The organism is Pseudomonas sp. B21-015 (genome assembly GCF_024749285.1).
Taxonomy (GTDB): Bacteria; Pseudomonadota; Gammaproteobacteria; order Pseudomonadales; family Pseudomonadaceae; genus Aquipseudomonas.
Genome location: NZ_CP087196.1, coordinates 4,085,412 through 4,105,471 on the forward strand (window position 1 = coordinate 4,085,412; position 20,060 = coordinate 4,105,471).

General features: G+C 57.9%; 26 protein-coding genes. 15 read left to right on the top strand and 11 right to left on the bottom strand.

The window, feature by feature from the left end; genetic code table 11:
- Positions 1 to 2: 2 nt before the first annotated feature.
- From LOY38_RS18415 to LOY38_RS18460, 10 genes are all read right to left on the bottom strand, one after another.
- The gene (locus LOY38_RS18415; RefSeq protein WP_258696451.1) at positions 3 to 188 is read right to left on the bottom strand and encodes a PGPGW domain-containing protein; all 186 of its coding nucleotides are present in this window, start codon (positions 186 to 188) and stop codon (positions 3 to 5) included.
- Positions 185 to 1,999 (bottom strand): terminase large subunit, encoded by a 1,815-nt coding sequence (locus LOY38_RS18420; protein WP_258696452.1) that lies wholly within the window; start codon positions 1,997 to 1,999, stop codon positions 185 to 187. The genes LOY38_RS18415 and LOY38_RS18420 overlap by 4 nt, the downstream gene beginning before the upstream one ends.
- A complete protein-coding gene (locus LOY38_RS18425; protein WP_258696453.1) occupies positions 1,962 to 2,495 on the bottom strand; it encodes a phage terminase small subunit P27 family in 534 nt (177 codons plus the stop codon). Before LOY38_RS18425 ends, LOY38_RS18420 begins: the two co-directional genes overlap by 38 nt.
- Positions 2,496 to 2,649: 154 nt before the next feature.
- Positions 2,650 to 3,018, bottom strand: coding sequence for an HNH endonuclease (locus tag LOY38_RS18430; RefSeq protein WP_258696454.1), 369 nt, complete (start codon positions 3,016 to 3,018; stop codon positions 2,650 to 2,652).
- Positions 2,999 to 3,343: a phage holin family protein gene (locus tag LOY38_RS18435; RefSeq protein WP_258696455.1), complete on the bottom strand. Its 345-nt coding sequence runs from the start codon at positions 3,341 to 3,343 to the stop codon at positions 2,999 to 3,001. The genes LOY38_RS18430 and LOY38_RS18435 overlap by 20 nt, the downstream gene beginning before the upstream one ends.
- 258 nt (positions 3,344 to 3,601) lie before the next feature.
- The gene (locus LOY38_RS18440; protein WP_258696456.1) at positions 3,602 to 4,090 is read right to left on the bottom strand and encodes a hypothetical protein; all 489 of its coding nucleotides are present in this window, start codon (positions 4,088 to 4,090) and stop codon (positions 3,602 to 3,604) included.
- A 328-nt stretch (positions 4,091 to 4,418) separates the two neighbouring features.
- The gene (locus LOY38_RS18445; protein ID WP_258696457.1) at positions 4,419 to 7,118 is read right to left on the bottom strand and encodes a bifunctional DNA primase/polymerase; all 2,700 of its coding nucleotides are present in this window, start codon (positions 7,116 to 7,118) and stop codon (positions 4,419 to 4,421) included.
- On the bottom strand, positions 7,115 to 7,318 hold the full coding sequence (locus LOY38_RS18450) for a TraR/DksA C4-type zinc finger protein (RefSeq protein ID WP_258696458.1): 204 nt from the start codon (positions 7,316 to 7,318) through the stop codon (positions 7,115 to 7,117). Before LOY38_RS18450 ends, LOY38_RS18445 begins: the two co-directional genes overlap by 4 nt.
- Positions 7,311 to 7,799 carry a phage regulatory CII family protein gene (locus tag LOY38_RS18455; protein ID WP_258696459.1) on the bottom strand — a complete coding sequence of 163 codons (489 nt, stop codon included), beginning with the start codon at positions 7,797 to 7,799 and terminating at the stop codon, positions 7,311 to 7,313. Before LOY38_RS18455 ends, LOY38_RS18450 begins: the two co-directional genes overlap by 8 nt.
- Before the next feature lie 318 nt (positions 7,800 to 8,117).
- Positions 8,118 to 8,345 (bottom strand): helix-turn-helix domain-containing protein, encoded by a 228-nt coding sequence (locus LOY38_RS18460; RefSeq protein WP_258696460.1) that lies wholly within the window; start codon positions 8,343 to 8,345, stop codon positions 8,118 to 8,120.
- 99 nt (positions 8,346 to 8,444) lie between these two features.
- On the opposite strand from LOY38_RS18460, the gene LOY38_RS18465 reads away from it, so the two are divergent.
- The 13 genes from LOY38_RS18465 (at position 8,445) to LOY38_RS18525 (ending at position 16,540) form a co-directional block, all read left to right on the top strand.
- Positions 8,445 to 9,095 carry a LexA family transcriptional regulator gene (locus tag LOY38_RS18465; protein WP_258696461.1) on the top strand — a complete coding sequence of 217 codons (651 nt, stop codon included), beginning with the start codon at positions 8,445 to 8,447 and terminating at the stop codon, positions 9,093 to 9,095.
- Between the two features lie 135 nt (positions 9,096 to 9,230).
- Entirely contained in the window at positions 9,231 to 9,425 is a 195-nt protein-coding gene (locus tag LOY38_RS18470; protein WP_258696462.1) for a hypothetical protein, read from the top strand.
- A complete protein-coding gene (locus tag LOY38_RS18475) occupies positions 9,422 to 9,994 on the top strand; it encodes a deoxynucleotide monophosphate kinase (RefSeq protein ID WP_258696463.1) in 573 nt (190 codons plus the stop codon). Before LOY38_RS18470 ends, LOY38_RS18475 begins: the two co-directional genes overlap by 4 nt.
- Before the next feature lie 10 nt (positions 9,995 to 10,004).
- Positions 10,005 to 10,280, top strand: coding sequence for a phage antirepressor KilAC domain-containing protein (locus tag LOY38_RS18480; RefSeq protein WP_258696464.1), 276 nt, complete (start codon positions 10,005 to 10,007; stop codon positions 10,278 to 10,280).
- Positions 10,277 to 10,660, top strand: coding sequence for a hypothetical protein (locus LOY38_RS18485; RefSeq protein WP_258696465.1), 384 nt, complete (start codon positions 10,277 to 10,279; stop codon positions 10,658 to 10,660). Before LOY38_RS18480 ends, LOY38_RS18485 begins: the two co-directional genes overlap by 4 nt.
- Entirely contained in the window at positions 10,657 to 10,902 is a 246-nt protein-coding gene (locus tag LOY38_RS18490; RefSeq protein WP_258696466.1) for a pyocin activator PrtN family protein, read from the top strand. Before LOY38_RS18485 ends, LOY38_RS18490 begins: the two co-directional genes overlap by 4 nt.
- 59 nt (positions 10,903 to 10,961) lie before the next feature.
- Positions 10,962 to 11,306, top strand: a complete 345-nt coding sequence (locus tag LOY38_RS18495) for a hypothetical protein (protein ID WP_258696467.1) — start codon at positions 10,962 to 10,964, stop codon at positions 11,304 to 11,306.
- Positions 11,307 to 11,357: 51 nt separating this feature from the next.
- Positions 11,358 to 12,179, top strand: coding sequence for a YfdQ family protein (locus LOY38_RS18500; RefSeq protein WP_258696468.1), 822 nt, complete (start codon positions 11,358 to 11,360; stop codon positions 12,177 to 12,179).
- Positions 12,180 to 12,254: 75 nt separating this feature from the next.
- Positions 12,255 to 12,902, top strand: coding sequence for a hypothetical protein (locus tag LOY38_RS18505; RefSeq protein WP_258696469.1), 648 nt, complete (start codon positions 12,255 to 12,257; stop codon positions 12,900 to 12,902).
- Positions 12,899 to 14,146, top strand: a complete 1,248-nt coding sequence (locus tag LOY38_RS18510) for a DHHA1 domain-containing protein (protein ID WP_258696470.1) — start codon at positions 12,899 to 12,901, stop codon at positions 14,144 to 14,146. Before LOY38_RS18505 ends, LOY38_RS18510 begins: the two co-directional genes overlap by 4 nt.
- Complete coding sequence (locus tag LOY38_RS18515) at positions 14,146 to 16,098, top strand: DNA cytosine methyltransferase (RefSeq protein ID WP_258696471.1); 1,953 nt, start codon at positions 14,146 to 14,148, stop codon at positions 16,096 to 16,098. The genes LOY38_RS18510 and LOY38_RS18515 overlap by 1 nt, the downstream gene beginning before the upstream one ends.
- A complete protein-coding gene (locus LOY38_RS18520) occupies positions 16,095 to 16,268 on the top strand; it encodes a hypothetical protein (RefSeq protein WP_258696472.1) in 174 nt (57 codons plus the stop codon). The genes LOY38_RS18515 and LOY38_RS18520 overlap by 4 nt, the downstream gene beginning before the upstream one ends.
- On the top strand, positions 16,265 to 16,540 hold the full coding sequence (locus tag LOY38_RS18525) for a pyocin activator PrtN family protein (RefSeq protein WP_154501318.1): 276 nt from the start codon (positions 16,265 to 16,267) through the stop codon (positions 16,538 to 16,540). The genes LOY38_RS18520 and LOY38_RS18525 overlap by 4 nt, the downstream gene beginning before the upstream one ends.
- Here LOY38_RS18525 and LOY38_RS18530 read toward each other — a convergent pair.
- Positions 16,515 to 17,666 (bottom strand): site-specific integrase, encoded by a 1,152-nt coding sequence (locus LOY38_RS18530; protein WP_258696473.1) that lies wholly within the window; start codon positions 17,664 to 17,666, stop codon positions 16,515 to 16,517. The genes LOY38_RS18525 and LOY38_RS18530 overlap by 26 nt on opposite strands.
- 103 nt (positions 17,667 to 17,769) lie before the next feature.
- Between LOY38_RS18530 and dusA the strand changes: the two genes are divergently transcribed.
- Positions 17,770 to 18,780: a tRNA dihydrouridine(20/20a) synthase DusA gene (dusA, locus tag LOY38_RS18535; protein ID WP_258696474.1), complete on the top strand. Its 1,011-nt coding sequence runs from the start codon at positions 17,770 to 17,772 to the stop codon at positions 18,778 to 18,780.
- Between the two features lie 178 nt (positions 18,781 to 18,958).
- Positions 18,959 to 19,885: a transaldolase gene (gene tal / locus LOY38_RS18540; protein ID WP_258696475.1), complete on the top strand. Its 927-nt coding sequence runs from the start codon at positions 18,959 to 18,961 to the stop codon at positions 19,883 to 19,885.
- The last annotated feature ends 175 nt before the right edge of the window (positions 19,886 to 20,060 follow it).

Below are 20,060 nucleotides of genomic sequence, written 5' to 3' on the forward strand. Positions count from 1 at the left end.
GCTCAACCTCCTTGGGGTTTGGATTTGGATTTCAGTGCGGCGGATGCGCGATCGGCAAGGAATGACCAGGCCATCAAGCCCAGGCCTGCGACGATGCAGGCAGCTGGCGTGCTGATCATTGCCACGCCGCACACCAGCAGGCCGAAGCCCAGCAGACCGGCCAGCCATGAAAGGATGACCAATTTCATATACCTGCCCCTTCGTCATAGATGGATTTGCCACTCGGCCCAGCAGCCTTGCTGCTGATTCCGACGGCCATGATGGATGCGACGATGCCGTCGATACGCCCGGTCGCCTTGGCCTTGTCGGCCTTGCGGTTATTGGCTGGATCGGAAACGATCACCGCGTTGCCGGCGCACCAGGTCATTACCGGGTTGCCGTCGTGACGCAGCGTTTCAACTGTCTCGCTTTCGATGACATCCCAGTCAGCAGGATCAAGATCGATCACGTCCTGCTCAGGAGCCAAGCCCAGCAAACGGCGTTCAAACTCATCTACCGCTGGCCCCATATCCTTGTAGCCCTGGCCGAAACCCACCATTTCCGGCAGCGCGATGTCGTATTCGGACATCAGCTGCAGCAGGTCTTCAATTCGCCAGCGGTCATAGGCAATTCGCTCAACGTCGAAGTACGCGCAGATCGTGACCAGGCGACGCAGCACATGCAGCTTGCTGATTGCCCGGCCCGGGGTCGTTTCAAGGTGCCCATCTTTAACCCACATGGCGTAGGGCACCTTGTCGCGATCCTCGCGCCCTTGCAGATCGTCGTCCGGGATCCAGAAGTACGGCAGCAGGCGCCAGTGCGGATCGTGTGGGGCGGGCCAGAAGATCAGGACGAATGCGGTCAAGTCCGTGGTGCTGGCAAGATCGAGCCCACCGACGCATCTGCGGTTGCGCAGTAGCCGCATTGGCACGCGTTCTTCTGCTTGCTTCCACACACCCCAGGAAATCCACGGAGCATCGGCTTGCGTCCATTCGCAGAAGTTGAGACGGCGCACCACCGACTCCTGAGCCGGTAACCCTCGGGCCGACTGGACCTGCTCACGCAAGTACTTGCGGCCGGGGATGCCATCGCTTTGCCCTTCAGCGATGTAGTCCAATGAGGGGTTGACCTTGGGCCAGCAGGCCTCATCTTTGAACGGGTCATCGCCTTCATCCAGCGAGCAGATGAACGCGAAAAAACTGTCGTCATCTTCGATGGCCGCACAGATCCGGACGCCCAGGTCATGGTACTGGCCGCAGACCGTCTTCTTGTCGGAGCCACTGTTGGTGATCATCACCACCATGGCTTTGCGGCGGTTCTTTGTACCGGCGCGCATCATGTTCACGGTAGATGCGGTCTTATGCTCGTGCAGCTCGTCGAGCAACCCAACGTGCGGGCGCGGCCCGGACTTGCCTTCGTCGGCGCTGATCGGCCGAAAAAAGGAGTTGGTGTTTGGATAGAACAGGTTCCAGACTTTTTCGTCTCGACCTGATTGCACCAGCCGGGAACGAAGTTTTTTGGACATGTCGACCATCGACACGGCGTCACGAAACAAGATCATCGCCTGATCGCGCTTTGTAGCAGCGGCATAAATTTCAGCGCGTTGCTCGCCGTCTGCGACCAATCCATACAGCCCGATACCGGCAACCAACGGGCTTTTGCCAGAGCCCTTACCGGTCTCGATGTAACCGAGGCGGAAGCGGCGATAGCCATCAATGGTCATCCAGCCAAATAAACTGCCGACTACGAAGGCTTGCCAGGGTGCGAGCAGGAACGGCATACCCTCATAGTCACCACCGTTGAGGCAAAGAACATCCTCGAAAAAGCCGATAGCGCGGTTGGCCGCTTCCAGATCCCAAATCAAACCGCGAGACGGGCCGTGCTCCTGGTCGCGCAGATGGCGCTTACATGCGTTACGAACATGGGGACCGGTGATGATTTCACCAGCCAGGGCGGCGTGGGCAAAGGCGGTAACTCGATCTTCAGCTGAAGTACTTGTCTGCGGCGTCTCGTTGGTCATTTGGGAATAGATCACCTTGCGATGCCGGCGCGGTTTTCAGGTTGCGCCGGGACATTGGCGACATGCCGAACTGGGCGCCGGCGGCATTGGCGCGCTTCTCTGCGTCGTTGGCGAGCTGCCGAAGGACGTGCATCTGTTGCGCGCCGGTCTTGAAGGTCTGGATATCGCCGCCTAATTCGTCGTCGGATGCGGCGTTGCGCTTGGTGATCAGCCGCTGATAGCGCCGCCAATCGGCCACGGCCTGGCAATAAGTGGCCAGTGCCATCGAATCCAACTGAGAAACGATGCCCAGAGAAATCAACGCGGGGACCAACTCATCCCACTCCGTGACCGCTTCAGCGGACAAAACATCGGGTCTTGGCGGTGCGCCCACCGGTACAGCGGGCTTCGCTATCTCCGCGAGCAGGTCATCGCGATTTTCCCGGCCTCGGTTTCCTTGCAAAAGTTTGAGCGCCGCCGGCATTCCGGGGCGACCCGAGTTTCCATTTCCGGCCATAAATAACCCCTACTTGTTGATACCCCCCCTCCCTCATTTTTCCCGACTTTGCGTAAAGAGGGGGGCGAGCGGTCTAGAACGAAGTCCGAAAGAAGTTTTTCACCCCCCCTACCCTCGGAGTGGTGCATTTTTTTGGTGCGCCGGAGGGTGCTGGTCACCGGTTCCAGTGGTGGCCCGGGTCGACTGGCCTGCCGTCAGCACCGCAGCCAGGGAGCCGGCCGCTCTTCTCCATGCGCTGCTTGGTGGAGTCGTGACAGAACTTGCACAGGCTCGCCCAGTTCTTCGGGTTCCAGAACAACTTCCATGCAGCCTTGATGCGAACCGGATCGCCACTGTCCTTGGCGTCCTTCAGCTTGGGTGCGATCTTGTGGTCGACAATGGTCGCAGCCATCGGCCGCTGATCCGTCGAACACATGGTGCAGTAAGGATGTTCACGCAGGTGACCATCGCGAGACTTCTGCCACTTGTAACCGTAACCGCGCTCAGTGCTGCTACCACGTCGATCACTGTTCTGACTGGACATCGGCGGGTGCCTCGTTCACACCAAGCCGCTTCGCGACCCAACGCTCATACAACCCAATCGCCACATCAGCACCGGCCATCGCGGTCAGGCAACCAATCGCACCAGCTGTCCAGACCGACAAACCGGCTCCAATCATCAGCATCATTGCCGACACACCGCAGACGATGCAGGCACCCGAACGCAGAGCCAAGCGCCGCAACAATGCCCAACCGCGCGCGCCGTCTTTATCGGCCCGCCACATCTCACCCGAAACACCACCAACCAAGGCCAAGAGGATCACCAACCAGATCGGCATTTCAGCCAGCGCCTGCTGTTCATTCGTCATGTTCTGTCCTTATGGGTTGCGCCATACGCCGAAAATAAAAACCCCGCCGAAGCGGGGTTAGGTGACCGGCTCAGGGAAGGCCGGGTGAAGCTGCACAGCACGTGCGAGGTCAGCGCCAAGGCGCAAATTCCATATCGTGGGGACTTTTTACCCCTCTCCGGAAAAACCGAAAAGGGGCCATTTTCGGTAGGTCAACAAACGACATGAATACGACCACAATACGACCACAATGCGACAAAGTACCCCGACGAACGGTAGCTAGCATGCCCGAGCGCGCCTGCTCGTTGATGCTCGGGTCAGGTTAGTTTCGAGCGCACCACTGCGTCGATCAAGTCCCCGGGTCGTGGCACTACGAACAGTAAGGATCAATTGCACCTGCTGATGCAGACGATGAACCCAATTCCGGTACGTCCGGTCAGCGTCCTCGCGAAGTCCGAGCAATTGCAGCTGAGACCGCACAGAGTACGCAGGCTGAGGCAAGTAGCGATTGCGAGCCAAGGTTGCGAGCTGAGCCCCTTTCCCTGATTGCCGCTCAAGTTGTGCGAGGGCCGCAGCGACTTCCGTTGCAACATGATCCATACCACCACCCGCCGCCATCAACAGATCACGCGACCCAGGCGTACCACGTGGCGCGCTACCGCCCCACTGCATGATTGTTGCCATCGGGCTGCCCAGCCCAGCGCCGTCGCCGACCTGGCAGTGCTGGCGTGCCCAATGCTGCATCAGCTCTTCAATTTCCTCGATCATCGTCCTGCCCCCCGAAAAACCGAACCCGACACAGAAAACCAGCTACCCAACACAAACCCAACACAAATAAATCCCTTTAAAATCAATATCTTTAATAACTTTGAGTTGAGTGTGTTGGGTTTGTTGGGTTTTTCTGTCCTCGCATAAGAAAAAAATCTACCCATCGCTTTCAATGCAAATAACGTCACGCATGCGCGCACGCGACGCCAAACCCAACACACCCAACACAACAGCCGGAAACCCGCGAAAATAAAGGCCTGAAACTGTGTTGGGTAGCAAAAACCAACCCGACACACACCCGACACACCCAACACACTTTTAGGCGTAGTCATGCGGCAGCCGCCTTGATGTGGTCCCAGTTGTCCACATTCCAGCCTGCCAATTTCGCCTTTGCCCGCCAGGCGACGACCATCGCGCCAAGCTCGGCCGATTTCAGTGATGGGGGCGGGGAAGCATCCTGATCAACAGGAAAGAAGAACGCACCAAACTTGCGATTACTGCCATCTGTCCACGGTATCGAACGCGTCTTTTCCACTTCGGAATTGATGAACAACGAGAACTTCGTCTGACTCATCACGTGTTCTTTGTTGCGCTGACACCACTCCAGGAACAGCGAGTAAAGGTCAGTGGAAAGACACGGCCCCCAGAGCCCCTGACCCAGCTCGCTGTATTTCCACAAGTGCAGGAATGTCTGCCAACCGGCCCGACTCAAGGCCACCAGGCGTTCACGGGCGTCAGTTGATGGCGGGCGCGTCCGCTGATTGAAGTCACCCAAATCAACCGACAACAGCCAGCCATACAGGGCCGCGACTCCACCCTGCTCCAACTCCTGACCTATGGCTTTCTGGCGATCGACCGGCAAAGTCTCGAGCGGCCAAACCACCAGCATTCGGCGGTCGCTGTCGCTGATCGGCCACGGCATGATCTCGTTGCTCAAGAAAACCGCGTTCATATGGTTGGATTCCTCCCAGCCGTTGATGAACTTGGATTCCATCCGCACCGTTTTGCCCGTGACCAGGTGCTTGATCTTGCCCACCTGGTTGTAGCGCTGATCTCGACTCACCACCTCTTCGAAAACTGCCCACAACTTACGGCTTTGCCAGGCGTTGAAATTGCTCTCCAACTGGGTCTGTCCGACTGTCGCGGCGTACTGGCCGTAGAGCTTGCCCAAGGTATCGGCGAAAAACAGACTCTTACCCGATCCCTCCATGCTGGAGTGCATCAGCACCGCGGTATCCATCTTGGCGCCGAGGTGCTGGAGCGGATAGGCCAGCCAGCGAGTCAACCAGATCGCCGCGTTTTCATCATGGTTGCACAGGAACGAAATCAGCCACCGCAGGTTCGCACAAGCCGCATCGTCTCTGACTGGCTCCAATGGCAGACCATCAAAGGTATTGATGTACACCGCCGGATCCTTGGTCATGGTCGGATCGAAGACGATATGGTCCACATCCACAGTGCGCCGCTCGCTGCTGTTCAACCACAGCGCATAAGCGTCACCCAAGGCCATTTTCACAGCACCCTCGGCAACGCGGCGCTTCTTCTCGCGATCCCAAACGTCTTTCGTGCCATCGATGTAGACGTACCGCTCGGTCGGCGGCATCCCGAAGGCACCACCCTTTTTGCCCGCCATCCGCCGCGATTGCTCGATATCGCGCACATGGTCATCGGAAATCAGCTTGCGGCGTTCGGTGTCTTCCAACCACTGCTTTGCCAGGGGCTTACCGACACGCGCCTCAAATGCCGACTTCTTCATCACCCGCGACTGGTCAAAGTCCCACACATGCGTGGTGCCCTCCACCAGTGCAAATCGCCGAAGGATGTGTTCAAACGTTAATGCGTCCCCCGTCCCCCCATCAGGAGCCGGAGCGGCCTCGCTGGTGCCGTCGGGCACAGAGCCCGGCTCGCTCGGGTCACAAGATGGGGACGGGGGAAGATCACGCGGATCCGGGCGCGAAGAATGCTGCATACCCAGCAATCGCGCCGCGTCCTTTACCGCTCGCGACTGATCACCACCATGCTGCAACAAACAGAACACCTCGAACGCATCGTTCTGATGCCCGTTCGCGAGCGGATCAGCACCATGGTGTGAATAAACCTTACCGTCATCGCTGACCGTTACACCCGGCATTCCAGTGCTACTGTGCGGATACAACCACTTACTGCCGCGCTTGATGTAGTCGTGCGCACGCAACAGCTCTTCAACGTCGTGGCTGCGATTGAATTCATCAATAACCGACGGCTTGCCTGCGGCGGGCGGCGGACGTTTGATGACTTTCGCCGGAGGTGTCTTCGGTTTGGGTGCCCATGGGCACGCGGCCTCAGCATCGCGTTTGAAGATGTCCCAGTTATTCCAAATCTTCAGCAACTCAGGCGCAAGCACCGGCAAGCCATCAACAGAGCTCGGAGGCGTGCGCCAGGTGTAGGGCTTGCCAGTACCTGGGTGAATAGATGGTGGCAATACGTCTTGCACCAGCCCACCACGCAATTCGAACACAGTTATGCGCTGATACTCATCGGCCTCCGCACGCGCCTCGGCCTCACCTACTGCATCACCAGCGTCCTTGGCAGCTTTGGCCTTTGCGGTCAGAGCCTTGTGGATCGAACCATCAGGGTCTTTTTCATTGGGCCACGCAAGTGCAACCCGGCTCAACTCAACACCATCAGGAACGCGGAACATAATGCGGAAGCGAGCCGGGTTTCCAACTACAGTCGGAAACACCAGAGCCATTGCATCAAGGTCAATTTCCAGCAGGTCATACAGCACGTGCCGAGTCCACTGAACATCATCGACATCTAGAGAGCAGATGCGGCTCGGCCCCAAAACGACGCCGAGGTTGTGCTGGGGCTTCTTTTCCCAGAACTTGGCAGCTTTCGCCGACTCCGTGAAGTAGCCACCGGGCTTGTTCCACCCCTTCCCCTTCGGACCCTTCTCACCGGGCTCTATCGGGACGAGCGCCAAACCAAATGTGTCGATGTAGAACTGAGCCCAATCAGCAGTAGGCAATCGATTGTCGTGATCACTCATCTGCGCCGCTCCCGCAACCCCTGACAACTGACGCAGGTCGCACAACCCTGGATCGTCTGTTGACGAAGTAACGGGATAGGTTCGTCGCAATCCTCACAGATTTGGGCGCTGACGGCGCACGTTGGGCGCTGACGGCGATCCAACGCCACCTGTAGGAAGTACTCGGCCTGGTCGTTGGCGATATCGATAACATCAGTCATCTTGGCGGGCCTCCATCGCTTCCCTGGCCCCGGCCATGATGCCCAACACCGCACGGATTACGTCGTTGCCGTGCTTCTCCAGGCATTCAACTTCGCGCGGCTCCCAGACGTTGTCGGCGGCACCTTCGTGCATGCTGGAAACAAACAGGCCGGTCTGGTGTAGCACCTTGCTGACCGCCAGCAAAGCTTCCTTGGTCGGCGCCGCCGCTTCCGGCTTGTACCAGACCATGCCAGCGGGCCGCATCAGGGCATCCAGCAACAAGGGATTTGCCGTCAGGCGTATCACCTCCTCCAGCTCATCAGGATCAAGCCACCGGCGCTCTTCGTCGTGCTTTAGTTTCTTCTGGAGAGTGTCGTAATCGATGACCATGTCCAGCGCCAGAGCAGTTACACCGCCCCGATAATCATGGCCTGCCCGGTAAAGGGCTTTGCGCAGCGAAAGGACCGGGCCGGCGCCCGGCAAAAGATCTGTGCGACTCATAACCGTAAATCCCCTGTTTACGGTGTGGCCGTAGAGCCAAACACGCTCTATTCTACGACCACGACCGATGTGCTGTGCGAATCGTGCTGTGCAGCACGGTTCATCGTTCCAGTCGGCCCAGGGGATCTTATGGTGAGAGGTCCTGGGCCGACGCGCTATGTAGCGACTTGCATGTACGTGTAGCTCGTTACTTCCGGCCTGGTGTTTCTTTGGTGAGAGGTTCCAGGCAGGTGTTTCATGTGGCGTTATGGTGTGTGCTGCGTATCGCCACTGCTGGGCTGGGGGATTCTTATGGTGAGAGGCCCCAGCTCAGCACTTTTATGCACCCTTTGAGCCTCTCAAATATGCCCAATCTATGTCTGGGCGAAGCTGCTCACAGGTAACAACACCTTGACTCTCACGTTCGATACAAACAGCCAACGCGACGCTAGCCCTTCGGTTTCCATATGCGACTTGTCTCAGCTGCCCTGCGGATGTGAGACAGCGGGCAGCAAACGCATCAAGCGCATTCTTATCTAAAGCTTTGATGTAGTCGTGCAAGGTCATAGCCGTCTCCTGTCATACGACAAGATTAGCAATTGCTAAACATCAGAGCAATAGCAATCTGTAATTTACTAAGTGCTAAATGGGCGTAAAAATTCAGGGATGAATATCAATGAACTCCGCGTGGAAGCTTTGAGGCGCCTGATTGGCAACCTGAAAGCCAAAGAATTCGCCGATAAGCATGATCTCGATGCTTCTTACATTTCCCAACTCTTGAATGGCCATAGGCCTATGGGGGAGAAAGCAGCGAAGACTCTGGAGCAGAAAATTGGCTTAACTGCCGGCACGTTGGTCATGCCATCGCTCTCCATTGACGCACCAACAGACTCCAATCTGCACCCGGGTCCAGAGTTCACTAGGCCCTTTCGTCGAGCCACCATTCGAGGTACAGCGCAGTTGGGTCCAAGTGGATATTGGGAAGCTCTAGAAGCAACAGATGGCTGGATTGACGTCCCTACCGCAGATCCTGGCGCCTACTCATTAAGAGTTAAAGGCGAGTCAATGGCACCAGCCATCCGGAATGGCTGGGTCGTTTGGTGCGAACCAAATCACAACCTAATACCTGGTGAATATGTGATGGTTCGACGCGTGAACGGCGAGTGCATGGTGAAAGAGCTTTTGTATGAGAATCACGAGGAGGTCAGCCTAATGGCCGTAAACGACGGCTATGGCCGCCTGACAATCCCCCGTAATGAGATTGAGCAGATTCATTATGTTGGCGGGATTGTTCCACCGAGCAAAATCAAATATTGATCGTCCCTCTTGATTGAAACCCGCATCCAGCGGGTTTTTTTTGGGCTGAATCAAAGTAAATTAGCATCTGCTATTGCTAATTTATTTAGCTATTGCTAATTTTGCCTCGTACCCCTCTCACCAAGAGTACGAGACATGCAAACCACACAGCACAGCAACACCCGCTGCCCCGTCTACCTGCACCCGGCAGCAGCCTCCAATCGCGCAGCAGTAATCGCCATTCAGCAGACCACCGGACTGCTGGTCATCACTAATGCGCGCAGCAAAACCTCCCCTGCCCAGCTCATCGGCACTTCGGACACTTCCCCATGGGGAGGTGACGCAGCATGAAGCAGCTCTTGATCGGCCTCGCCGGCCTCGCTCGCTCTGGCAAAACCACCGCAGCCAATCACTTGGCGAACATTCACGGCTTTCAGACATATGCATTTGCCGATCCGCTCCGCGACGGACTGATGAACATCCTCAACCTGAGCCCATGCGATTTCGACGGCGCCCGCAAAGAGCAACCGATTGATTGGCTGGGACGTTCCCCGCGAGAGCTTATGCAGTCCCTCGGGACTGACTGGGGCCGCAACATGGTTCACCCGGAGCTCTGGCTTCTACTGGCCGAACAAAATCTCGAATTCCTCGGCCAGACCCACGACAACGCCACTGGCTTCGTGATCAGCGACCTACGATTCGAGAACGAAGCCGACTTTGTCCGCCAGCGCGGCGGGATCGTTCTCCACATCATTCGCCCTGACGCAGCCGAGGTGAACCCACACGTGAGCGAATCGGGCGTTGGCATTCAGGACAATGATCTGGTGTTGCACAACGACGGCGCACTCGACGATCTGTTCGGCCAGCTTGATGAGTTCTTCACGGCCCTGACCGCTCGCTTCGAAAGCCACGCAGCCTGAGGACCGCGCTATGAACCGCACCCTGGACGAAACGGCCGCCGTGCTCGGCCTCAAACCCCGGAAGTTCCGCGAGCAACTGCGTGAGCTTCGCGTGCTGACGCAAAGCGGCGACCTGGCCAGCCATCACCGTGGCGGCGGCAATCTGTTTTCAGACCCGCGCAGCGTCCAGATCGGAACCACCAACCGCTATAAGCACTATGCCGTGGTGATGGTCACAGAGGCTGGCGTGCAATGGCTGGCAAAGAAACTTGGCATCGCCATCACGCACAAGGACGCCGCCGCATGAAAACCAACTACTTCAATGCCTACACCCAAGCTCTCGGCGCTCTACGACTGATTCCAATCTATCTGGACAGCCCAGGGGTGGTAAGCCGCGCCACGCTTATCGGCGCCGCAAGCGAAGCCATTGACCTGTTGGACAGTATCCCTTGCCGCACAGTGGAGCTAGCTGAGGTCTTTCGCTGCGTGAACGACGTGATTCAAGAAGGCCAGACGGCCTACGTCACCCCAACCAACTCACCGGAGTATCCGTTCGGCGCCGTCGTCGCTGACGAAAAAGGCCAGATCTGCGCTGCGGCCATGGGCAAGAGCAAAGAAGGCCTCGCCGAACTGATCCGCCTCAAGTTGGTGCCCCGATCGGAGGGGTTCGGGGAGGACGCGGCGTGAGCGACACCATTGACCAACTGCGAAAGGAATGGGCGACACCATGCCCAACGCTATCGGCCATCCGCGAGCGTTACTTCTCCCACATATCTAGCGATCGCTACCTACTACGCCGCATCAGCGCCGGGCGGATTCAGTTGAAAGTGACCCGCCTAGGCGGAGCAGGGAATAAAGGCACAGCAGTTGTGTACCTGCACGACCTGGCCGCCTACCTAGATGCCCAAGCGGCCAAGCAAGCAGCCTAATCCACCGGTAGCCCCTGCCGTCCAGGGGCAAACAACCAGCACGCAATGAGGCACAGCACATGAGCAAAGCACGTCCCTTCATCGACACGCTACGGGATATCGAGGCCGGAGGTCTACTCGATGAACTCAGCGAAACCCAACACAGCCTGATCGATGCTATCCGCCAGACCGGCAAGAGCGGAGAGCTGAACATCAAGCTGATTTATAAGCCTGACGGCAGCGGCCAGATGACAATCAAGGCCGACGTCAAAGCGAAAGAACCGATCCTGTCTCGCGGCACATCGCTGTTCTTCCTGACGCCCGAAGGCAACCTGACCCGCCGCGACCCACGCCAACAAGACTTGCCGCTGCGCACCGTCAGCGAAGAGCACGCGCCCGACAAATTGCGCCACGTCAGTCAATAACTTCTGACTTCAAAACCTCTCACCACAGCATCACCCAATGGAGCACATCCAATGCAAGAAGCCCTACAGCAACTGGTCACCCTCGCGCAGACCATCGGCAAGCCAGTCGATCATGCCGCCCTGTCCGCGCCATACGCCTTGATTCCAGCCGGCGTGAAGCTGCAAGACCTGGAAGGCCTGCTGCCAGCACCGACGCGCATCCGCCAGGGCATCACTGTCCTCGATGCTGACACCTTCATCGCGTACGTAAACCGCTTTGCTAGCCCGGCAGCCGCAGTGTTCTGCAATGGCCCAGACGGCCGCACCTTCACCGCCGTGCTGGACTACCACCAACCTGAAACGCCGGCGTGGGGTCAGCACAAAGCCGAATACTGCTGCCCGATCAGCATCGAGTGGGGTCGATGGAAGGCCGGGGATCGCAAGCGCATGAGCCAAGCTGAATTCGCGGAATTTATCGAAGAGAACATCAAAGACATCACCAGCCCCGCCGACCTGCCGCAGGCACCGAACTCCGCAGACATGCTGGAGATCAGTCGAACCCTCGAAGCTAAGAAGAACATTAGCTTCCGCCAAGGCACTCGCCTGGACAACGGCCAGGTGCAGCTGACTTACAACGAAGAAATCGACGGCCGCGCCGGTGAAGCTGGCCAGCTCAGCATCCCTGAACAATTCTTCATTGCCGTGAAACCGTTCCTTGGTGGCGACGCGTTCTGCGTCCCTGCCCGCTTCCGCTACCGCATTCTGGAAGGCCGCCTGCAAATGTGGTTCGAGCTGGTGCGCCCTGACAAGGTGCTTGAGGAGGCCTACAACGCCGTTCGCCAGAAGATCCAAAGCACCATAGGCGAAGTACCGCTGTACGAAGCCACCCTGTAACTAAACCCCAAGCAACACCCCGCCGCCGGCCTCTCACCAAGAATCCCGGCGGCGGGCTCTACCGGAGCACAGCACATGCACGCACAGAACACGATCATCTTCATCGGAATGGCCTTCGGCCTGGCCTTGTTGGGGTATTACATCCGCAAGCTCATTCTTCGGGCAATGGCTCGCAGCTATGAAGCCGGACTGGCCGAGCGCAACGGGCTGCATAGTCTGCGAATCACCGCACTGAATAGTGACCTGGCCACCATCACACAACTCCGCAACCAAGAAGCCCAGGAACTGACCAATCTGCGGAGGCGATTGAACGGCATCAAGGCGACTGTCTTCATATCGACCGACTATCGCAATTTGACGGAGATCACCAAGTTCCTGGCACTCGCGCTTCAGACCTGGAAGGCACTGAAAGGCACCGAATCCACCCAGGCGAGAGCCAAACAACTGATCAAGATCTCCCGCGCCTTGGAGCACCGCGTCTTTCACACCGTGGAAATGGCGAACAGCCTCAACGCGCAGCCTCTGGATACTCAGCTCATTGAATGGCTGGACAAGCGCGGCAGCTTCTACGCAGAGCCCGAGCTAAGCTCGATCAGTTTCCCCCACAACTCTGACCTCGAAGGCTACAACCATCTGCGCGATGCACTGCGCGAAGCCTATGAATTGGACATGAAACGTCAGGCTATCGAACTCGGCCAACTGCCCGCGGAGAACGCAGCATGAGCGACCAAAATAAAATCACTCTCTGCATCTATCACGGCAACTGCGCTGACGGGTTCGGCGCTGCCTGGGTTGTTCGCAAGGCCTTGGGCGCCGATATCGAATTCCACGCAGCCACGTACGGCCAACAACCGCCCGATGTAGCGGATAAAAACGTGATCATCGTCGACTTCTCGTATCCCTACGAAACGCTTGTCGAAATCGCTGACCAAGCTGCATCGGTGCTGATCCTCGATCATCACAAAACGGCGCAAGAAGACCTTAAAGGGGTGTTTGCCGCTGGCGAGAACTATGAACAGTTCAACCGCGAATGTAAGGCCGAATGCTTAATCTGCAACGCACCTCATATCGGACAGCATTTCGACATGACCCGTAGCGGTGCCGGCCTCACTTGGGACTTCTTCTTCCCCGGCCAGCCGCGCCCGCAGCTGATCAACCACATTGAAGACCGCGATCTTTGGCAATTCAAACTGCGCGGCACCCGCGAGATCATGGCGGACCTGTTCAGTTACCCGCAGGACTTCGCGATTTGGGACCGTCTCTTCGCCGATGACATCAACGCACTGCGCCTCGACGGTGTGGCCATCAATCGCCAGCATCAAAAGACCGTAGCCGACCTGGTGCACGCCACCAAACGCCGCATGCTCATCGGCGGCCACGACGTACCTGTCGCAAACCTTCCATTCATGTTTGCGAGCGATGCCGGGGCTGTTATGGCTGAAGGCGAACTCTTCGCCGCCTCTTACTTCGATACTCCTGATGGCCGAAGCTTTAGCCTGCGCAGCACAGACGCCGGCATGGACGTGTCCGAGGTTGCCAAACAGTACGGTGGTGGTGGACACCGCAATGCCGCAGGGTTTCGGGTGGCTCTCGATCATGCTCTGGCATATCCCACAGCCCAGCCCGAGAACGAAGCAATTCTGCAGCAGCTGGACAACCTCGCATGGATACTCGCCGAAGGCGTACTGATACTAAAAGAAGAAAACCCCGGCGCCGCCGATTGGTTCGCCGAAGCCGAAGCCGCAGTGAATGCTCTCCCACTTCCACCACCAGATCCCTCCACTGCTGCAATTGCTTTCGCACTGGACAACACATCCAGCGATCACGACGGCATGGAGTTCCTTCGATGCTGGAACGAAGGCGACTTCGACACAATTCGGGACCAGTGGCCTGAAGCTCCCGAAGAAGTGTTCATTGGTGCTGATCCGCTGTATTGCAAGAAAGCTGATAGCCAGGAGATCAACTAATGACCTCCTTTAAAAAACACCCCTTCGACTTCAAAACCCAATACGGACTTGGCTTCAGTGCTCAGGACGAAGAAATCGTTGTCGACTTTTTCTGTGGTGGCGGGGGCGCCGGTACCGGTCTGGAAATGGGACTGGGCCGCGCGGTGAATGTCGCGAAGAACCACAGCGCTCAAGCTATCAGCATGCACACGGTGAATCACCCGGGCGCTGTGCACTACACCACCGACGTGTTCGACGGCGATCCGGATACCGAGTGCGGCGGCAACGCTGTTGGCTGGTTTCATATGTCACCAGACTGCACGCACCACAGCCAGGCCGCTGGCGGCCAACCGCGCAAGCGGGAGATTCGCAACCTGTCGTGGATCGGCCTCAAGTGGGCAGGCAAGAAGAAGCCCCGCGTCATCAGCTTGGAGAACGTGAAACAGATCCTTCAGTGGGGACCGCTGATCGCGAAACGCTGCAAAGCCACGGGCCGCGTCGTGAAGTTGGGCGGCGGCGTCGCTGCACCTGGTGAGGTGGTTCCGGTCCACCAGCAGTTTCTGGTGCCAAACCCGACGCGACGCGGCCAGACTTGGGCCGTGTTCGTTGCCGAACTTCAGCGTCTGGGCTACGCCGTTGAGTGGCGAGTATTGAAGGCCTGCGACTTCGGCGCACCGACCAGCCGTGAACGCCTGTTCATGATTGCTCGCTGCGACGGGCAGCCGATCGTCTGGCCTGCCCCAACCCATGCGAAGCACCCAGTGAAGGGCCAGCAGAAATGGCGCACCGCCGCCGAGTGCATTGACTGGACGATCCCGAGCAAAAGTATTTTCGACCGACCAAAGCCTCTGGCACCAGCTACCCTGCGCCGGATCGCCAAGGGCATGAAGAAGTTCGTCATTGATGCCGCGGACCCATTCATCGTACCGATCGCGAACTGGTCTGGCGAAAGCGTGCAGTCAGCCCACGATCCACTGCGCACCGTGACCTCTTGGCCACGCGGCGGTTCGTTCGCAGTGGCCAGCCCGATCATCGCGCCTGCCACGCACCAGGGCAGCGATCGGATCAACGACCCAAGCGAGCCTCTGCCAACTGTCACCTGCGCTAACCGCGGCGAACTGACACTTTCAACTGCCACGCTTGTACAACTGGGCAATGGTGACAAACCAGGATCTGCCCCACGCACTGCCGATCAGCACGAACCGCTCGGCACCATAATGGCTTCCGGTGGAAAATACGGCGTGGCCGCTGCTCACCTGGTGAAGTTCCGGTTTGCTGATGAGGGGAAAGCGCTAAACGAGCCGCTGCCGACCATCACCAGCGGCGGCAACTACCAGCGTCCGGCCGGGGCGGCCCACGCAATGGGTATCTCGACAATATTCATGGCCCAGATGAATGGTGGCTTCAACGCCACCTACGCCAAGAGCATCACCGCCCCGATGACTACCGTGACCAACACCGGCAGCCAACAGCAGCTGGTAACAGCGAACCTGGCAACACTGCGTAAAAACTGCATCGGCCGCGGGATGGAAGAGCCAGTACCGACAATGACTGCCGGTGCTGAACACCACGCACTAATCCAGTACACGCTCTCCCCAGAGCATGAAGAAGGCGCGCTGCGGGTCGCGGCCTTCCTGATCAGCTACTACGGCACCGAGAACGTGAGCGGCGCCGGTGTGCCAGCACCAACGATCACCACCAAGGATCGCCTGGCACTGGTCACCGTGACGATCAAAGGTACGCCATACGTGATCGTCGACATCTGCTTGCGCATGCTGCAACCGGCCGAGCTGTACAAGGCTCAGGGCTTCCCGGCCGACTACATCATCAGCTACGGCGCCGACGGCAAGCCGTTCACTAAGACTCAACAGGTCCACATGTGCGGCAACAGTGTCAGTCCCCCGCCGATGGCGGCGCTAGCCCGGGCGAATGATCCATGGCGGCAAGCGGAAGTGCTGAAGGAGGCCGCATGACAGCCCTTCGTCGAACAGTCCGACTCCGACGCGGCCAAATGCCGCCCCTTGATTTACAAACCATCTGCGACAAATGCAACAAGTCGCGGGCACATGGCAACCATCAGAAATGCAGCAAGCAGCGCCAGGACGAAGGCATCGAGCGGCGTGCCAAGGAAATCAATCCATGAACACAGCCTTCATCCTGATGGCGCAATACAATGGCCGGGCCATCATCCCTCTGGACCAGGTGTGCAAGGACTACTTCACTCACCTAACCACCGAAATGTTCCAGCGCAAGGTGCTGGCCGGCCAGATAAAAATCCCGATCACTCGCTTGGAGCCCAGCCAGAAAAGCGCCAAAGGCATCCACATCACAGACCTGGCGGCCTACCTCGACTTGCAACGGGAAGCCGCAGTCAAGGAATGCAACCAGCTCAACGGCTTAAAACGCGCCTCTTAAGCCACTTCATTGATGCGGCGCCCAGTTGCACGGGCGCCTTCAATATCTTGTCATGCCACTCCCAGCCAGCGTATCGATCCCCTCTGCCACGCAGATGGGTATAGCGCCTCAGCGAGTTCCAGTCTCGGTGTCCTGAAACACTCGCTACACGTGGAATATCCCAGTCCATTTCAAACAAACGACTAACACCGTCGTGCCTCAGATCGTGGAAGTGCAAGTCTTCAATATTTGAAAACTTGCAGGCTTTCGCCCAGGACGTAGAAATAGACTCAGGGCTATACGGGAATATATCGTCGCCAGCTTTGGGCATTGTCTGAAGTATCTTCCACGCCTCATCCGGCAAGTAACACCAAACATCGTTGCCGATCTTCTGGCCAGGATTCTTCATATCCCGGACCATTACCCGCTGACCGGCCTCATCAATATCAGCCCAGCGAATGCGCGTGATCTCATCGAGTCGCCGCGTGGAAAAGATTGCGAAACCCACAACCTTGAGCATATTGATCGAACTACGCCGACGCCCCTGCATTTCCTCGTAGTAACCCAGTATCTTTTCCAGCTCAACCAACGACGGACGACGATCCCGCTCCCGGCTCTTCATGTTGTAACCGAGTTTGCGCAGTACCTTACGTGCATCACCCATTGCATGCGGATCAACTTGATACCCCCACGCGGGCCGGGCAATTGATAACACTGCACCAAGGTGGGCAAGATCATTGCCGGCAGTCTGAGGCTGCACCCCGCCACCTTCTTTACTCATACGCCAAAGTGCGTAGTCCACCAACTGCTGACTGTTCAGTTCAGAGTCAACCAACTTACCAAAGTCTGTTTCCGCAATGGCGTTCAACGTGGCCTTCTTGGTTTTCCCCAACGGCCGGGCTTTCTCCATTTCATCCAGGTAGCGGGTGATCATGTCCTTGACTGTGATGCCCGTTCGGTTCGCCCGCTCAATTGCTCCCGGCTCATCCAACTCCGCACCGCGCTTTCGCGCCCAAGCCTGAGCCGCCTGTTTTCGGGCGAAGGTCTGGCTCTCTTGGTAGACTTGCATTCCGTTGCGCTTGATGCGGATCTGAGCCGTGTAACTCACAGTCCCATCCGCCAGTTTTCTTGCCCTGATAGTCGCCATGTCGAAAGTGGTACGCGTCAGTTTTGAAGTGGTACATCGTACCACCGATACTTAAAAAACGCCCGAAAACACCCTAAAACACGCTGAAAACACGTAGAGCAAAATGGTACATAACACCCACTCCAGACCAGCAAACTCAAGCCCTGCGCTATCTAGACGGTTCAGTGTTGCGCCGATGATGGATTGGACCGACCGCCACTGCCGCTTTTTCCTACGCCTACTCTCCAAACACGCCCTCCTCTACACCGAAATGGTCACCACCGGCGCGCTCCTCAACGGCGACCATGACCGTTTCCTGCGTCACAACGAAGCCGAACACCCGCTAGCTCTCCAGCTCGGCGGCAGCGTTCCATTGGACCTGGCCGCCTGCGCACGCATGGCCCAGGATCACGGCTACGACGAGGTAAACCTGAACGTCGGCTGCCCGAGTGATCGGGTGCAGAACAATATGATCGGTGCGTGCCTGATGGGGCATCCGCAGTTGGTGGCCGATTGTGTGAAGGCGATGCGGGATGCGGTGTCGATTCCGGTGACGGTGAAACATCGGATCGGGATTAACGGGCGGGACAGTTACGAGCAGTTGTGTGATTTCGTCGGCACGGTTCGGGATGCCGGGTGCACGAGTTTTACGGTGCATGCGCGGATTGCGATTCTGGAGGGGTTGTCGCCGAAGGAGAACCGCGACATTCCGCCCTTGCGCTATGACGTGGCGGCGCGGTTGAAGGCGGACTTTCCGGAGTTGGAGATTATCCTCAACGGCGGGATCAAGACGCTGGAGGCTTGTCACGAGCATCTGCAGACGTTTGACGGTGTGATGCTGGGCCGTGAGGCGTATCACAACCCTTATGTGATGGCTGAGGTGGATCAGCAGTTGTTCGGCAGCACGGCGCCGGTGATCAGCCGGGCGGAGGCGCTGGCGCAGTTGCGGCCTTATATCGCCGAGCATTTGCTGGCGGGTGGCGCGATGCACCACATCACTCGGCATGTGCTGGGGTTGGGCACCGGGTTTCCGGGGGCGCGGAAGTTTCGGCAGTTGTTGTCGGTGGATATTCACAAGGCTAAAGAGCCTTTGGCGTTGCTGGATCAGGCGGCGGAGTTGTTGGAAGGGCGTTAATGGTCAGTTGCTTTGAACCTGCCCCCCATTTCAGCATCGTATCTACCAACACCACGCCCCACCTTTCAAACATCCATTTTCAGGATGTTGCCGCTGGGGCCATCGATACGTACATGCACCCTTGAGTGGCTGTCAGCGCTCGGGTAATGTCATTAGACCCATAGGACAGAGCACGCCCATGACTTCCAAGCTGGAACAACTCAAACAAATGACCACCGTGGTTGCCGACACCGGCGACTTCGAAGCTATCGCTCGCGTTAAACCCGTGGACGCTACCACCAACCCTTCCCTGCTGCTCAAAGCGGCGGCCATTCCGGGTTATGCCGAGTTGCTGAACGCTTGCGTCAGTGACTGCAAGGGCGATGTGGGCCTGGCCAGTGACCGTTTTGGCGTTGCGGTGGGGCAAGAGATTCTGAAAGTGATTCCTGGCCGTATTTCCACTGAGGTGGATGCACGCCTGTCGTTCGACACTGACGCCGTATTGAAGCGCGCGCACCGTCTGATCGACCTGTACGAAAAGGCCGGCGTTGGCCGTGACCGTGTGCTGATCAAGATCGCTTCCACCTGGGAAGGTATCCGCGCTGCCGAGAAGCTGGAAAAAGAAGGTATCCAGACCAACCTGACCTTGCTGTTCTCTTTCGCTCAGGCGGCGGCGTGTGCTGACGCCGGGGTTTTCCTGATTTCGCCGTTCGTGGGTCGTATCTACGATTGGTACAAGAAGGCCAACGGCAACGACTACACCGGCGCGGGTGATCCGGGCGTGCAGTCGGTGACGCGCATCTACAACTACTACAAGGCCAATGACTACAAGACGGTGGTCATGGGCGCGAGCTTCCGTAATCTGAATCAGATCGAGCAGTTGGCCGGTTGTGATCGGTTGACCATCAGCCCGGATCTGCTGGAGAAGCTGGCGGCGGATACTGGCAAGCTGGAGCGTAAATTGGCGCCGGGGCATGCCGGTGAGGCGCGTCTGAGCTTGAATGAAGCGCAGTTCCGCTGGCTGTCCAACGAGGATGCCATGGCGACCGAGAAGCTGGCTGAGGGGATTCGTCAGTTCGCTCGGGATCAGGAGAAGCTTGAGGCGTTGTTGCAGGCCAAGCTGTGATCTAGTTTGTAGTGTCAAAAAGGGCGAACCTTAGCGGGTTCGCCCTTTTTTGTGCGCGTTTGGTAGTGAGGATTGGGTTGGCTTCGCGCTGGCGGCCGTGGTGGGTGTACGGACGCCTTCGCGGGCAAGCCCGCTTGTATGGTAGGACTTGAAGGGAGGAGGAGGGACAAAGCCC